The organism is Rhizobium sp. RU33A (genome assembly GCF_900156055.1).
GTDB lineage: Bacteria > Pseudomonadota > Alphaproteobacteria > Rhizobiales > Rhizobiaceae > Allorhizobium.
Map to the genome: position 1 here is coordinate 145,723 of NZ_FTMQ01000005.1, position 15,516 is coordinate 161,238.

The window sequence follows — 15,516 nt, forward strand, 5'->3', positions numbered from 1 at the left end:
TCGATAGCAGAAGCAGTCGACGTCCCTGTCGCAATAGAATTTCGAAATGGAGGAACCAAGTCGTGACCACGCATTCCAATCAGCCGACACCCGTCCCCGCCAATCTCCTGCAGCGCGACAAGGCGGTTTACATCAACGGCAGCTGGCATGTCGGCGGCGGCGGTCCCTCGCATCTGGCCTTCGTAGATCCCTCGAAGGCGACAACCTTCGCCACCCTCATTCCTGGTTCGGTCGAACAGGTGGCACTGGCAGCCGAGGCAGCCGCGCGCGCCTTTGGTGCATGGAGAGCAACGACCGGCGCCGAGCGCGCGCGCAATCTGCGCGCCATCGCCTCCGGCCTCACCAAGCGGAAGCCGGACCTCGTTGCGCTCCAGATGCTCAACAACGGCAAGCCGCGTTTCGAGGCAGAAATCGATATTGATGATGCGATTGCTACATTCGAATATTATGCCGATCTTGCAGAGGGGATTGACGGACAGCAGGGGCAAACGGTCGATCTCGGCGATACGGCGCTCGCAGGAAGCACCTACTTCGAACCGTTGGGGCCAGTCGGTCTGATCGTCGCCTGGAATTTCCCGATGGTCACCACCGCCTGGAAGGTGGCGCCGGCGTTGGCTGCCGGTTGCACGGCGGTCCTCAAACCCTCGGAATTCACGACGCTCGCCGAACTGATCTATGGCGATATCGCCAGCGAAATCGGTCTGCCACCCGGTGTGCTAAACATCGTGCCGGGTGGCGCAGATGTCGGAGCCGCGCTGTGTACGGACCGTCGTATCAGGAAAGTCTCGTTTACAGGATCGAATGCCACGGGAAGCCGCGTGATGGCTGCCGCTGCCAACCGCATCGTTCCAGTTTCGCTCGAACTTGGCGGCAAATCACCGATCATCATTCTCGAAGATGCCGATATCGATCAGGCGGTCGAGATCGCAAGCGCCGGGATCTTCTTCAATTGCGGCCAGATGTGCTCGGCGACGTCAAGGCTCATCGTGGCGGCCTCGATTGCGGATGAATTTGCCGCGGCGCTGGTCGCCAAGGCCAAGCTGATCGTGGTCGGAGGCCCCGACAATCCGGATGCGCAAATGGGACCCCTGACCACTCGGGAACAGTTTGACAAGGTGACGTCCGTTCTGAACCAGGCCCGAACCGACGGCCTTAACTGCATCGCGGGCGGCGCAGCCGACGCCGCCCTGGGTGGTTTCTTCATTCAGCCGACGATCTATCGCGACGTCCCGGCCGATCACCCGGTCTGGCGAAATGAGATCTTCGGCCCAGTCCTTGCGATCCGCAGCTTCAGAACTGTCGACGAGGCTGTTGTGCTGGCAAATGGTACGGATTTCGGACTCGCCGCCACCGTCGTCGGCGGTGACAAGGATACAGCCGAGGCGGTCGCGCGACGCATCGATGCGGGCCACGTCTGGGTGAACACGCCACAGCTGATTTTCCCCAATACAGCCTGGGGCGGCTTCAAGGCGAGTGGCATCGGACGCGAACTCGGGCCTTGGGGCTTGGCCGCCTATCTAGGCGTCAAGCACATGACCCGCGCCGCATAAGCAAGCCAGCTACATCCAGGCGAACACCAATCGCAAAGGACCAAACATGCACATTGCAGCAGAAATGATCGTCACCAACGCACGCATCCTGTCGATGAACCCGGAGCAACCGCACGCGGAAGCCATTGCGATTTCCGGCGGGCGCATCCTGGCGGTCGGGAGCGCAAATGAGATTACGGCCTATCGGGGTGCCGCCACCCAGGTGCTCGATGCGGGCGGCATGTCTGTCACGCCCGGCATCAATGAAAGCCACATTCACATCTTCGGTGGCTCCAGCGAGTTGGACCAGCTTTCTTTGTTCAATATAAAAGGCTTCGAGGCTTTCAAGGCAGCCGTCCGGAGTTACGCGGCGTCCCGGCCGAACGAACCGCTGCTGCTCGCAAACGGGTGCGATTATACGATACTGAGCGAACACATGAATGTCGACCGACATGTCCTGGATGCGATCCTTCCTGATAGGCCCCTCGCGGTAATGTCCCCTGACCACCACACGATTTGGGCGAACACCATGGCACTCACAAAGGCCGGCATTCTCCATGGCCGGAGCCTTCCGCCGGGCAACGAGATCGTGATGGGCGATGATGGGCTCGCCACGGGAGAACTGCGCGAGCACTATGCGTTCGATGACGTAGTCGCCCTCGGCGCCAATGGTGGGCGAGACCTGCTCGGCCTCAGTACCGGCGGGGAGCCGGATCCGACGCCAAGCCCGGAAGAGCGTGCCCATGACCGGGAACTCTTGAAACGGGGGCTCCAGCATCTTGCCGCACACGGCATCACCAGCTTCCAAAATATGGACGGAAACCGCTATCAGCTCGAACTATTGCGCGAGATCGAGGCAGAAGGCGCCCTCCTGTGCCGCGGACGGATCCCGCTTCACTATACGGGTGGCGATATTACCACGCAGATGGACAAGGCAGCACAGATGCGGTCCGACTTCCAGGGCGAATGGCTGAACTCAGGAACGGTGAAGATGTTCATGGATGGTGTGCTTGATTCCCATACGGCCGTGATGTGCGAAGATTATGCCGACCGTCCCGGCTGGAAGGGAGAGCCTCGCTTCGATCAGGCAACCTTCGACCACATCTGCATCGAAGCGGACAAGCGAGGCCTTCAGATCGCCGTCCACGCAATCGGCGACGGCGCTGTCGCGAATACCATCGACGGCTATGCCGCCGCGGCAGCTACCAATGGCAGGCGCGACAGCCGCCACCGCATCGAGCACCTCGAGGTCGTAAGGCAATATGATCTCACGCGGATGGCCGAGATGAAGCTAGTCGCGTCCATGCAGCCGACCGTCCCACCGGGGCAGATGGGACTGCCGTTGGAACCGACACTCTCGCGCATAGGGCGGAAGAACTGGGCCCGCTCCTATGCGTGGCGGGCGGTCCGCGATGCCGGCATCGACCTGATCTTCTCTACCGACTGGCCGGTGTCACCGGTTTCCCCTATGCTTTCAGCGCATTCGGCCATGACGATGAAGCCATGGTCCGATGATCTACCGGACAATCGCCAGACGCTGATGGAGGTGCTCGACGCCTACACCGTGCGCGGTGCCTATGCAGAGTTTGCAGAAAGCTGGAAGGGCATGTTGAAGCCGGGCTACGTGGCAGACCTCGTTCTCTGGGACCGCAATCTGGAAGATATTGAAGCGGATGAGATGGCAGAAGTAAAACCGCTAGTGACGATATGCGGGGGAAACGTAACCTACTCCGCATGATGCTGGACGACCTTAGACGCGGCAGAACAAGCGGATGAGATCCAACGCCCATAGTGCGGCGCGTAAGCCAGAGGCTGATGAGCGTGAACATGCACGGGGCTCAACCCCGTGCATGAAATGAGCCAGTTGACGCCTTCAACTCCCAAGCATAGCCGACAGCTTATAGACTAGGAGGCCGCTGGCAGCCAAGATCGACAGAAAGCCACAAGCGCCGAGCACGTTCTGAGTCACTGTGTTGCGCATTGCACCCATCTCCTGACCATTGGAAATGATCATCAGCAGGCCCGCCAGGAACGGCGCCACCAAGACCGTCATAGCTTGGGCAAAGATAATCAGCTGGACTCGAGACCCGGGTGCAAGCGCGACCACCAGAGCGCCAAAGGCGAGTACGCACGCAACCAGAATTTTTGTCCGCAAGGCATCGAACGAACCGCCCCAGCCTACGCCATCAGACAGCAGCGTCCCGCCCGCGGTTGCATTGGCGAGCATGGACGAGAAGGCGGCAGCGAAGAAGCCAAGGACAAAGAGTGTGCTGCCCACGGACCCTGCCAACGGTTGAAACACATTGGCAAGCTGCACCAGCGTCTGCACACGCTCCCCCGTATGACCGAGCACAGCGGCCGCAACCATGATCACGAGGCAGGTCATGATACCTGGCGCAATGATGCCCGGGAGCGTGTCGGTGATAGTCGAGTCCCGGTACTGGTCGGCGCGTGTCCCCTTGGCGCGCGTAGCGTAGCTTGTGAAGAACGCCGCATTGATGGAGAAGTTTGTCCCAACAAGGGCAATGATCAGGAGCTGCGCGCTTGGGGGAAAGGTTGGAATGACACCGGCCGCGCTGGCGATCCAATCGGGACGTGCAAGGATGGCACTACAGACAAAGCCGATCGCCATCATCGCGACAAGAGCAAGCAGTATGCGCTCCACAACTCCGTAGACGTTGCGCATCAGCAGAATAAACCCGACGGCGACGCTGCAAACGAGTGTCCACACGATCGAAGAGCCCCCAAAAAGCATGGAGAGGGCCAGGCCTGAACCCGCGGCATTTCCGACGGAAAAGCAAAGAGTAATGAAAAAGACGCTGATACCGGCCAGCACTCCGACGGGCTTGCCCAACGTGTCCTTGATCGTCTGAATCATAGAGCCGCGGGCGATGATGCCGATACGCACGCTCATGTCAGTGAAGGCGATCATCAAGATCGTCGACAAGACAATTACCCAGATCAGTGAATAGCCATAGGCGCTGCCAGCTTCCACCGCTGAAGTCAGATTGCCGGGACCAAACTGCCAGGCGCCAGCAACGAAGGCCGGACCTATAAGGGCCAGGCGCTCGCTCCAGGTCAAGGCAGACGGTTTCGAATTCTCGACAGTTACGGCGCGCATGGCCGGCAGCACGGAATCATTTTGCTCACGCACAGGCGTGTCCTCCTCCTCGAGCCACATACACACTTCGTCCTCCCGAAATGTGCGGCGGCGTGACATCCAACTTGATACAGTTTCTTCACGCTGTGCGTCGATCCTGCATCAAATGCGGTCGAACTGGCCCCGCGTCGCCAGGAACACGGGGCCGCGTTCTTATTCGGCGGCGATCAAGTCCTTGGCTCGACCGATCCCGGCAGCTTCAAAGGCGGCGAAGATCTCAGCTTCCGCTTTTTCGCCGAGGTTCTTCAGCGGCTCCCGGATCGTTGCATGGTCGAGCACGCCGCGATGCACGAGGCCGAGTTTGAGCGCAACGGTGCCTTCCATATGCGAACCGCGGTGGTAGACGGCACGCGTGATTGGCAACAGACGCTCGAAGATTTCGCGAGCACGGGGATAATCTTGTGCCTTGCCGGCTACAATCAGGTCGATGAGAAGCTCTGGAGCGATGTTGCCATATCCAACAAGCAGACCGTCGACATCGAACATGGTGGGGAGAAGCCACTCGTCATGGCAGCTGAGGATCTGAAGGTTCGGATTTGCCTTCTTGAGCTCAGGAATCTCGACGTACCACCGTTTCATATTGCGCACGCCGTTCTTGGTCGCGACAACGCCATCCTGCGTAGCGATCGCAAGCTGAGTATCCAGGTCGTAGCTTGCTTTGGTAGCGTCTGGATACTGGAATAGAATGCACTGAAGCCCGGATTCCTGCCAGATCGCCTTGTAGCGATCCTGAGGTGCGCCCTTCTGAAAGCCGAAGCGCAGCCAGCCGTGATTGGGATAGACCAGCGCTCCGGTTGCACCGGCAGCCTTGCACTTCTTCGCTTCTTCGGCTGCGACCTTGGTGCCTTCGCCGGTGATGCCGGCAATGATCGGAACCGCACCATCGACCGCTTCGACGTAAGTTCTGACGAGCTTCAGGCGCTCTTCCTCGGTCAGGAAGGTGCCCTCCCCAGCGTGACCAAGAATGACCAAACTCTTCACGCCATTCATGCTGACCAACCACTTGGCCAAACGGGCATTGGCCGCGTAGTCGACCTCACCGTCGCGGGTGAAAACGGTTACCGGAGCGGGGCTCAGACCTCTTAAATCCATTGCTTGCATCGAACATCTCCTCCTGTCGTGCTCGCTGCCTCTACCGAAACAGCGTAGGGATCGTTAGCGGGAACGTTCCCACTATCGTTTTCAAATGTGTTGGAGTCAATCCCCTTTTTGGTGCATGGTCAGGGTTCAGAATATTGATCGGTGCCGGTGATGAGCGAAATGGAAACGAACACGGACGAGGCGAGCCGCCAGACGCGGGTGACGATAATCGACGTCGCTTTGGCTGCAGGGGTATCGAAGTCAACAGTATCGCGCATACTCGACGAACGGCTGCCGCGCTCGGACAACGAGACAGCGCGCCGGGTGCGAAAAATTGCCGAAGACATGGGCTATGTACGCGATGTGTCCGCCGCAAGTCTGCGGCGTGGTAGCACACAGACAATCGGAGTCATCGTGCCTCGGCTGACGGATACCGTCATGGCCATGCTTTACGAAGCGCTGGCGAAAGCATGTAGCCGCAACGGCCGGTTTGCCATCGTGGCGACGACAGACGATCAACCCAATGCAGATCGTCTGGCAGCCGAATCGCTTCTGAAGCGGGGCGTAGACGGACTGATCCTTTCGACGGCCCGAGAAGGCGACCATTTTGCCGATACGTTGGTGGAGCGGGGCATTCCCTTCGTCTTGGCCCTGCGGACCGATGGCAGGAATCTTTCGGCCATCGGCGACGACCGGCTGGGCGGCTATCTGGCAACACGGCATTTGCTCGATCTTGGACATCGCAAGATCGGCGTGATTGCAGGCCCGTCCTATGCCTCCAGTGCCCGCCGGCGCATCGAAGGTTATCGCCACGCATTCGACGAGGCCGGTCTCGCAGTCCACCCGGATTGGATAGTACCTTCAACCTTCGGCTTAGATGCAGGAGCCGACGCTGCCGAAAAGTTGATGCAACTGATGGATAGGCCATCGGCAATATTCGCCGTCAACGACAATACGGCGATCGGAGCCCTATCAAGCTTATCGCGCCTGGGTCTTTCAGTTCCGGATGATGTGTCGGTGGTCGGCTATAACGACATACCAATCGTCAGCCATCTGCCGACCCCGCTGACAACCGTGCGTGTACCTTTCGAACAAATCGCCTCTAATGCGCTCGACTTGCTGACAAATGGAGCCGCCTCTGCGGAGGACAGAATTCGCTTGTCAGCTCCGACCCTTATCCCACGTAAATCAACCTCCCGCGTCGGACTTCAGTCCTGATCAACACGCAGTGTATCCGCTAAGTATCGACGACGGCGAAGCGGTTACTCGGTAAAGGCTCTTGACAGGAATCGAACCAGCGTTCAGCCACGCTAATGGCCACTTGCAATGTGTTTCAGCCACCTGAGCACATGGGAAGGACGGGGTACACTTCAAAAGCGGACACCCGTCTGGTCCATCAAGCCGTTTGCCGTGACCCGCTGCTCCTCAGGATACGGCGGCCGCTTGGCGCTGGGACGCTCACTGAAGCGATAGAACCATGCATAAAGTCTAGCGCATTCGGAAGGGATGGGTACGGAGTAGAAATCTCTCGCATACTGCAGAGTCGCCATCGCCACGCAGTCGGCCAGCGTGACGGACCCACTGGCAAGAAACCCCTCTTCGCTCATCAAGTTCTCGATGATCCGCAGTTGCGCAAAATACCGGGCAGCGCAGATCTCTGCGACCTCCTGGCTCGATCGCGCCACGCCTTTTGCGAGCGCACTGCCGTGGCGCGCCCAAAGGCCGAAGAAGGTAAGGGCCTCATCGAAAATGTGAACGAATTGGCGAACCTTGGCCCGTTCCGCTGGTGTGCTTCCTCGCATGTCCGGAAAACGGATCCGGTCCTCAATAAATTCGAGGATCGCAAGCGACTGCCCCACCACGGTACCATCGGCATCCCTTAGGATGGGGAGAGATCCCATGGGGGTGAGAGCCCTGATTTCAGGCGGCGGTGTGTTCGCACGCCTGTCCGGCTCCGCATAAAATGTCACGGCGACACCCTCAGGCTGCTTTTCGGCCAGGTAGATATTCACCCTTTGCGGATAGGGCCCGAAGGCGAAATTGAAGATTTCGATCACGGCTGATCCCTTCTGATCGACAGGGCGTTCTGCGGAGCATCAGGCGGTCATGACCCAGCCGCGAAACGAAAGAGCGGCGTAGAACAGGTTTGGTTGCTTAAAGCCCGCGTCTTGAAAGCACGCTTCTTCCTGATGTGGCGAAAGCAGTGGCAGACGCTCGGCCATAGCCTTCGCCGACGCTGCGGCCTGACCAGGCTCCGAATTCGCGCCTGCGGCAAATGTCGCAGATCGCCCCAACCAGAGATGCGCTTGTCCACCGATCTCAGTGTGATGGGCGGCAACGAAAACACCGTCCGGCTTTAGACGCCTGTGGATTTCCCGCAGCGTCTCCAGCCGCTCGTCCCAGTCGAGGAAGTGCAGTGTCAGCAGGCACACTGCCCCGTCGAAAGGACCAGCAGGTGCATCCACCACTGTCCCGTGAATAAGATCTGTTCGCTCGGCGCAAGGTGATGTCGTTTGGCGGGCGATGTCGAGCATGGCGGGCGAGGGATCGACGCCGGTAAATCTCCAGTGGGGCCGCGTCTCCGCCATGGCCCTGATCTCCAGGCCGCCGCCTGCACCCACGACCAGCACATCCGCAGCGCCCGGCGCCTGTTCGGCAAGAAGCAGCGCCGCCATTTTGTGAAGGTCTGCGAGCCCTGGCACCTTGCGCGGAGTTTCGCGGACATAGGCGCTCACGGCCGCCGGATCTGAGAAGGGACTACGATTGCCGCTCATGACCAACCTTCTTTTGTATCAGTTGAAGGTGCGTAACATGGTTTGGCTTCTTGTATCAAGTGATGCTACATGATTGGTGAGGGCATAAAGCCGCATGAACCGGGGCAGGCAATGAACAAGGATACGAGACTGTCTGACGTGCTTCATGTGCTGCTGCACATGGCGCAGGTGAAGGAGCCTCTGACATCGGAGGTTCTGGCGCGAAGCATGGGCACCAACCCGGCCGTGTTCCGCAGGACGATGGCAGGCTTGCGTCGCGCGGGCCACGTCATCTCGGGCAAGGGGCATGGCGGGGGCTGGCAACTCGCTCGGCCCCTTAAGGACGTCACGCTCTTAGCCATTTATGAAGCGCTGGAGCGGCCGACGCTGTTTGCCGTCGGCTCGCGTGGCAGGCATCCGGAATGCAAGATCGAAGAGTCCGTTAATTCAGCGCTGGCGGAGACGATGCAGCAGGCGGAAAGCCTGCTGCTGGAGCGGTTTAGCCAAGTGACGCTCGATCAATTGATGCCGTCGCAGACAAAAGCGTTATCGCAGACTTGCGGAAGCGCCTTGCCCGCGGCGCCGCGCCGAACGGGGGGCTGAGTGAGCACAGCTCGTTTGCGTCCACCACGGGCCTGCCGCTAATGCGCGGCAAGCGGGGCTGAGGTGCAAGGATGTCACGCACTGGCTGTCGGTCGAACGACGATGTCGCTCGTGTCCACCCCATCAGGCTGGCCGATCACATGCATGATGGCCGCGGCAATCGCCTCGGGATTCAAGGCGATCTGCCGATAACTTTCCATGACCTGCGCCGCCACTGGGTCGGTGATCGTGTTGGCCAGTTCGGATTCCACCACGCCCAGGTAAATGCAGGTGACACGCAGCTTATCGTTCTCCTGGCCCAGTCCGTCCGAGATCGCCCGAACCGCATACTTTGTTGCGCAATACACCGCCGCCGTCGGCGAGACGGCAAGGCCGCCGATCGAGGAGATATTGATGATCTGGCCGGATCTCTGCCTGGTCATCACGGGCAGCACGGCTGCAATGCCATGGAGGACGCCCTTGATGTTGACGTCAATCATTCGGCCCCACTCGTCCACCTTCAACGAGGCCATGGGCGACAGTGGCATGATGCCGGCATTGTTGATGATCACGTCAATCCGGCCGAATTCCTTGACGGCCGCATCCGCGAATGACTGGAGGCTTTCGCGGGAGGTGACATCGAGGCTTCTGTAGACCGCCCTGCCCCCGGCAGCTAAAATTTCCTGGGCAAGCGCATTGAGGCGATCCGTTCGTCTTGCCCCGAGCACAACGGCAGCCCCGGCATCGGCGAGGGCGCGCGAGGTCGCTTCGCCGATCCCGCTGCTGGCTCCGGTAATCAGGACGATCTTGTTTTCGATGTTCGTCATCGGGTTTTCCTTCCATGGTGGTCAAATGGGGCAACACATTCCGCACGTTGCTCACGGCAGGTGACGCCACTTGATCATGCGGTGTTTAAGGTCGAGCGTGCCGTTGTCGACGGCGAAGGTTCCGTCCCCGCGATGGTGCAGGGTTCGCCGTTCCGTCCGGCTTTCGTTGAGCCAGATCCTCTTCGCTTCGAGGATGAAGAGGTTGCAGGGCTCGCGGAGCCTGTCATCGACGACGAGGCATTCGATGTTGGCCAGGCAATCCTCGAGAAGCGGAGCGGAGACCTTCTCCGCGGGCCTGGTCTTCAGGTCAAACCTTTCGAACTTGTCGACATCAGCGCCGGAGCAGTTTCCGACATCGACAACGGTTTCGGCCAGATCCAGTCCGGGCACGGCGATCACGCATTCACCGGTCCTGCGGAGCGCTTGATAGCTGTGATCCCAAGGGCCGATCACACAGCCTATGAGCGGCGGATCGTGCTGGATCATCATGTGAAAGCCCATAGTCATGACGTTCGACTTGCCGTTGTCGCGAGTCGACACCATCACGATCGGGCCGGGTTCGAGCAGGCGATAGGCCTGCGATGCGGGTAGTTCCTTCATCTGGATCTCCTAAAGGCCCCCTGCGCAACGGCAGGGGCCAAAAGGACGGTGCCTCACCAGCCCTGCTCAACGGGCAGGACGAAGAGCTCCGCCACATCGACATGCGCCGGCGCCTGTGCGGCAAAGACGATCGTGTCGCCAATGTCCTCACCCTGGAGAAAAGTCATCTGGCCGGCGAGGTCGTCCATCTGCTGGCGGTAGCCGGGATCGGTGATGTGATCGTAAAGCTCGGTGGCGACAGCACCCGGCTGGATGCAGGTGACCCGGATATTGTGCTTCGGCCCCACCTCCATGCGCAGGCCGTCCGAAAAGGCGGCGACGGCATGTTTGGTGGCGCAATAGACCGACAGACCCTTGAAGACCTTGCGCCCGGCAATCGAGGACATGTTGAAGACATGGCCCGAATGCTGCTTTATCATCTGCGGCAGGACGGCGGCCGTCGTGTTGAAGAGGCCCTTCACGTTCACATCCACCATCCGGTGCCACTCATCGACCTTGAACTGGTCGATATCGGAGAGCGGCATCAGGCCGGCATTGTTGACGAGGATGTCGATCGCACCGTGGCTCTCGACAAGCGTCTTGACGCAGGCTTCAACCGAAACCGGGTCGACTACGTCCATCTGCAGGACAAGGGCCTCACCGCCATTGGCTTCGATCTGCTGCTTGAGATCCTCAAGCTTTTCGGTGCGGCGGGCGGCGATGCCGACCTTGGCTCCGGCCTCCGCGAACTTGGCTGCGGTGGCGGCACCGATACCGCTCGACGCGCCGGTGACGAGTGCAATCTTTCCATTGAGGTTAGTCATCATCTTCACTCCTTGTCTTGGCCACCGATTGGGCGGCAGTTGTGTGCTGACAGGGAGGAAGATGGGGCGGATGGCGGCAGCAATCTCTCGGGCTTTTGCTCCACCTGTTGGGATCTTGCGCTAAAGTTCGCGAGCGTCAGGATGGGTCCGGCATGTCAGCCTGAGGAAAGGGCAATAAGGGCGTGCAGGCCCGCAACCGCAAAGGCTGCGATTCGCCACACCTTGGAAAAAATTTCAAGCCTGCCCCATGAACTGCACGAGAAGCGCCGCGATCTTTTCGGGCTGATCCTCCGGTGCAAAATGCCCACAGTTGTCCAGGATGGTCAGCGTTGAGCTAGGGATGGCTTCCTTCAATCTGCGCGCCCAATCCGGCACCTGCCAGGCATCATTGGCACCCCAGATCAATTGCACCGGAACCTGGCCCAGTTCGTGAAGCCTGTCGGCAATTTCCAGGGTATGGACAGGATCGTAGTGCCTGACCTGATGCTCAAAGAGGCTCGCCTGCCCGATGGGACCTGAGATGTAGTCGAGATAGGTCTCGAGCGGACCGTCTTCAAAGCGTTGTTTTTGGTGGACGGCGCTCAGCAACCAGTCGCGGAAATGGCCACGATGGACGGTATCCGGCGCCTTGATCAAGGCTTCCAGGCCCTGCTCCATCTGCTGTCTTGTCCTTTGAGAAGGATAACTGTCGAAGCTGACCACATCGATCATCGTCAGCGACTTCAATCGACCCGGATTGAAGACACCGAACCTCTGCGCTATCCCGCCTCCGATGTCGTGGGCCACCAGATGGAAACGATCGAGACTCCAGTGCTCCAGCATCGCTTCAAGAACCGCCACTTGCCCAGACATCGACGTGTCCACACCTTCCGCCTGCGGGCGCTCGGAGAGACCGAAGCCAAGAAGGTCGAACACGTGGATCCTGCAACCGTGTTTCAGAAGATGTGGCGTAACGTTCCGCCAGATGAGCGATGAGGACGGCGTTCCGTGCAGCATGACCACGGGTTCACCGCTGCCATGTGTGCCGGCTGCAATGCGATAGCTGTTCACAAGAACATGTTGGTTGATCAAATCATTTTTCATCCGCCTCTCCTGATGAATTTGGTGAAGTCCATATCTTTCCGAGCGCGGCAAGTACGGGACCCGCGATTGCGCGCCCCCATTTTTTACAGTTGCACTCCAGGTCATGCAGCTTACATCGTCAGCTGATCCCTACCTCATGACAAAGGTTGAGCTTTAGACATGCAAAATCGATTGCGCCTGACCTGCAACGAAGCTGCCGCCGGTTACCTGAAGGCGAACCAGGCCATTGCCTCAATCAGCGCTGAAATAGTCCCCGTGTCTGGGCGCTTCATCAGGTCCCCGGTCACCCGCCCGAACAACAGCCACTGCAACGACCAGGAGGTGCTGCCGTCCATCAAGCCGATGATGGATCGGCTGCTGGAACGTTTTAGAAGCGCTGATTGTGTGGAGCTTTACATTGACCCCGACCCCAATAGCCAACTCCTGATGATCTATCTACTGAGCCAGGCCTTTCGCGCTGGCATCAATGCCTCAAATCTGTTGGTATTTCAGTCTATTGCGCCATGGGGTCAGCAGGACGCCCACACATCAATCGACGCCATTGCGTCGTCAATCCAAGTCGAAGAGCGGCATCTGATCGCAGCTGCCGCTATCTGGGCGGCCTACACAGCCGCGACACCGCAGGCTTGGCTGCGTCTCGGCCATCAGGATCTCGCTCTCTTTCCTCTCATGAACCAGACGAGGGATGTGCTTCTCGAGGATCTGCCAAGTGCCGATACGGGACTTGGTACCTGCGAGCGACTGATTTTTGAGACCGTCGCCACGGGGGGATCTACCGTTGCCGAGGTTGCACGCGCTTTTGCCAAAGACCCCTGCCATCTCATCGATCTCCCGCAGATTATCGACCTGATGACTGCTCTTTCGACTGGCGATTCGCCAATCATTGAGGGTCTGAAGGGGCGCTTGGGAGCGGACGACTTCCATGCTGATGCCGATAGCTGGGAAGCGTATGTTGGGAGCCAGCTTCGATTGACTGATGACGGCCACAAAATTAATTCTGGCGAACTCGACTTCGTTAAGGCCCGCGGCATTAATCGATGGTGGGGTGGAACCCGCTTGGAAGGCCATACCGCCTGGCGATGGGACCGGAAAATCAGTGCTCTGATCCCGCCCGAATGCTGAGGTCGACAGGCTGCACAATGCCCCACCTCCAACAGGCGTCGCCTCAGGTTCTGCGATAGCGGCTCGGCAAGACCCCGGTCTCACGCCTGAAGACCCGGGCGAAATGGCTCGGGCTTGAATATCCGACAGCAATTCCAACCCGGATGATGCTAAGATCCGTTTCCTGCAAGAGCTGCTGCGCACGGACCATCCGTTGACGGATGAAATGGCGAGACGGTGACATTCCCGTTGCCTTCTTGAACAGGCGACTGAAATGAAACGCACTCATGCCGGCCTTCTCTGCCAGCTCAGCCAGGTTGAAGGGCTCTGCCAGATGTTCCTCGAGATGCGCCAGGGCTCGCCGCAGCTTGAATCCGGGTAAAGCTGTCTGTCGGTCTCCTTCGTCGTCATTCGAAGCATAGGTCCGGATCAGGTGAACCGCGAGACTTTGGGCAAGCCCTTCGACATATAAGCGACTCCCCCCGTCCTGTACGTTGAGCTCCTCGTGGATCAAAGCCAGAAAGTGAGCAAGTCGCGGATCTTGTCCTCCTGAGACGTCTCGCAGCCGCGGAGGAGAAGCGCTGCCAAGAATGTCGACTGCTACCCGTTCGAAGAGTGGCATCGAAATGTAAAGATGCATCACCTGAAACGGATCAGATCCAAGAGCGCGCCACCGCATCTCGTAGGGTCGGTCTGTCCGGGTCAAAAAGAAGTCGCCGACTTTCACATGGGCTGTCTGCCATTCCCCACCGAGATCTCGCTCTTCGACTATGGCCTCTCCCGACATGACCCAAACCACAAGAGGTTCGGCGACGACCGGGACCAAGAACGGCTCCTGGTTCTGGTGGCGCGAGTAGACCTGAACAAAGAGGTCGCTCCAGGCCAGGCTGTCTCCGCTCAACAAGGTTCGCCCCGCTATGAAACGTTCCAGCCCACGCGATGATGTGCGATCAGGGATCATAGCATCCAGCGGCTTATGGTCGCCCGACAACCCACTCTTATCAACCCCCCGCGAAGTCGGCCGGGGGGCCGGATAAACAACTGGTGCACTTAAGTCGATCATGGCCCTCTTGCCGGTCTGGTTGCTCTTTCTGATGACGATTGTGCCCGTCTTTAATGCGTGATGGACGGCGTTGTTTCCCGGTCTCGTCACAGTGACGGTGAACAGGGCCGGCATTCGCCGGCCCCAAATGACGCCTCCCTACCAGGCGACGGGGCCTTCGGGGGCGACAAACTGGCCGGACACCGCATCGTCGCCGAGCAACGCATATTGGACGGGAAGACGTGCGCCCTCTGCGGGCGTCATGTAGCCGTTGCCTCCCGTCAGGTCCGTCTTGACATAGCCCGGCGCCACCGAATTCACGACGATTGAGGTGCCTTTGAGTTCGGCGGCCAGCTGCACCGTCAACATGTTCAACGCTGCCTTTGAGGCGTTATAGCCAATCAGCCGTGCCTCATAATACGGCGAGGACGGATCACCATTGACGCTGAGCGAGCCCAAGGTTGTCGCCAAATTGACAATGCGACCGGCACTCGACTTGATCAAGAGCGGCAACATCGCCTGGGTAACCGCCAGGGTGCCGAGAAAATTGGTCTCCATCAGCCGTCTTGCCGCATCAACCGTTGCTACAGACGGCGGCCCGTCCTCAGCGTCGACAATGCCGGCATTGTTGACAAGGATGTCGAGCCTGCCATACCGGGCCAAGATCGCTTTGGCAGCAGCTGGGATCGTCTCTTCTCTGTTGAGATCGACCTCAATGGCCTCTACAGCCAATCCGGCCTCAGACAGTTCACGCGCTGCCGCCTCACCGCGTGCGACGTCGCGGGCGCCCATCAGCACCGTGACGCCCGCCTCCGCCAGCTGTCTTGTAATCTCCAGTCCGATGCCTTTGTTTGCTCCTGTAACGAGCGCGATTTTCTTTGTGTCAGTCATCAATTCACCTTTGCATTTGGAAAACATGCGAGGCTAAATATATGAAGGATAGTTCGGCTTTTGGA

At 59.2% G+C, this 15,516-nt stretch carries 15 protein-coding genes; 5 read left to right on the plus strand and 10 right to left on the minus strand.

Going from position 1 to position 15,516, the window contains the following annotated elements; translation table 11 throughout:
• The first annotated feature begins 62 nt into the window (after positions 1-62).
• Both BW978_RS18160 and BW978_RS18165 read left to right on the plus strand, forming a co-directional pair.
• Complete coding sequence (locus BW978_RS18160; protein ID WP_139330594.1) at positions 63-1,550, plus strand: aldehyde dehydrogenase family protein; 1,488 nt, start codon at positions 63-65, stop codon at positions 1,548-1,550.
• Positions 1,551-1,596: 46 nt separating this feature from the next.
• Positions 1,597-3,267, plus strand: a complete 1,671-nt coding sequence (locus BW978_RS18165) for an amidohydrolase (protein WP_076397239.1) — start codon at positions 1,597-1,599, stop codon at positions 3,265-3,267.
• A 135-nt stretch (positions 3,268-3,402) separates the two neighbouring features.
• On the opposite strand, the gene BW978_RS18170 is transcribed toward BW978_RS18165, so the two are convergent.
• Complete coding sequence (locus tag BW978_RS18170; RefSeq protein WP_210216992.1) at positions 3,403-4,710, minus strand: Nramp family divalent metal transporter; 1,308 nt, start codon at positions 4,708-4,710, stop codon at positions 3,403-3,405.
• Positions 4,711-4,842: 132 nt separating this feature from the next.
• Positions 4,843-5,790 (minus strand): dihydrodipicolinate synthase family protein, encoded by a 948-nt coding sequence (locus BW978_RS18175; RefSeq protein ID WP_076397240.1) that lies wholly within the window; start codon positions 5,788-5,790, stop codon positions 4,843-4,845.
• 159 nt (positions 5,791-5,949) lie between these two features.
• Between BW978_RS18175 and BW978_RS18180 the strand changes: the two genes are divergently transcribed.
• The gene (locus BW978_RS18180; protein ID WP_076397241.1) at positions 5,950-6,987 is read left to right on the plus strand and encodes a LacI family DNA-binding transcriptional regulator; all 1,038 of its coding nucleotides are present in this window, start codon (positions 5,950-5,952) and stop codon (positions 6,985-6,987) included.
• 152 nt (positions 6,988-7,139) lie between these two features.
• Here BW978_RS18180 and BW978_RS18185 read toward each other — a convergent pair whose 3' ends face one another.
• Positions 7,140-7,826: a glutathione S-transferase family protein gene (locus tag BW978_RS18185; protein ID WP_076397242.1), complete on the minus strand. Its 687-nt coding sequence runs from the start codon at positions 7,824-7,826 to the stop codon at positions 7,140-7,142.
• Positions 7,827-7,865: 39 nt separating this feature from the next.
• Positions 7,866-8,543, minus strand: coding sequence for a class I SAM-dependent methyltransferase (locus BW978_RS18190; RefSeq protein WP_076397243.1), 678 nt, complete (start codon positions 8,541-8,543; stop codon positions 7,866-7,868).
• A 111-nt stretch (positions 8,544-8,654) separates the two neighbouring features.
• Here BW978_RS18190 and BW978_RS18195 point away from each other — a divergent pair, with 111 nt between their 5' ends.
• On the plus strand, positions 8,655-9,125 hold the full coding sequence (locus tag BW978_RS18195) for an Rrf2 family transcriptional regulator (RefSeq protein ID WP_076397399.1): 471 nt from the start codon (positions 8,655-8,657) through the stop codon (positions 9,123-9,125).
• A 74-nt stretch (positions 9,126-9,199) separates the two neighbouring features.
• On the opposite strand, the gene BW978_RS18200 is transcribed toward BW978_RS18195, so the two are convergent.
• From BW978_RS18200 to BW978_RS18215, 4 genes are all read right to left on the minus strand, one after another.
• Complete coding sequence (locus BW978_RS18200; RefSeq protein ID WP_076397244.1) at positions 9,200-9,931, minus strand: SDR family oxidoreductase; 732 nt, start codon at positions 9,929-9,931, stop codon at positions 9,200-9,202.
• A gap of 51 nt (positions 9,932-9,982) precedes the next feature.
• Entirely contained in the window at positions 9,983-10,531 is a 549-nt protein-coding gene (locus BW978_RS18205; protein WP_076397245.1) for a flavin reductase family protein, read from the minus strand.
• Between the two features lie 53 nt (positions 10,532-10,584).
• Positions 10,585-11,334 (minus strand): SDR family oxidoreductase, encoded by a 750-nt coding sequence (locus BW978_RS18210; RefSeq protein WP_076397400.1) that lies wholly within the window; start codon positions 11,332-11,334, stop codon positions 10,585-10,587.
• Positions 11,335-11,568: 234 nt separating this feature from the next.
• Positions 11,569-12,417 carry an alpha/beta fold hydrolase gene (locus BW978_RS18215; protein WP_076397246.1) on the minus strand — a complete coding sequence of 283 codons (849 nt, stop codon included), beginning with the start codon at positions 12,415-12,417 and terminating at the stop codon, positions 11,569-11,571.
• Between the two features lie 159 nt (positions 12,418-12,576).
• Here BW978_RS18215 and BW978_RS18220 point away from each other — a divergent pair, with 159 nt between their 5' ends.
• Positions 12,577-13,539, plus strand: a complete 963-nt coding sequence (locus tag BW978_RS18220) for a hypothetical protein (protein ID WP_076397247.1) — start codon at positions 12,577-12,579, stop codon at positions 13,537-13,539.
• A 43-nt stretch (positions 13,540-13,582) separates the two neighbouring features.
• On the opposite strand, the gene BW978_RS18225 is transcribed toward BW978_RS18220, so the two are convergent.
• Together BW978_RS18225 and BW978_RS18230 are read right to left on the minus strand one after the other, a co-directional pair.
• A complete protein-coding gene (locus BW978_RS18225) occupies positions 13,583-14,479 on the minus strand; it encodes a helix-turn-helix domain-containing protein (protein WP_244552008.1) in 897 nt (298 codons plus the stop codon).
• A 240-nt stretch (positions 14,480-14,719) separates the two neighbouring features.
• Positions 14,720-15,451, minus strand: coding sequence for an SDR family oxidoreductase (locus BW978_RS18230; RefSeq protein ID WP_076397248.1), 732 nt, complete (start codon positions 15,449-15,451; stop codon positions 14,720-14,722).
• Positions 15,452-15,516 lie beyond the last annotated feature (65 nt).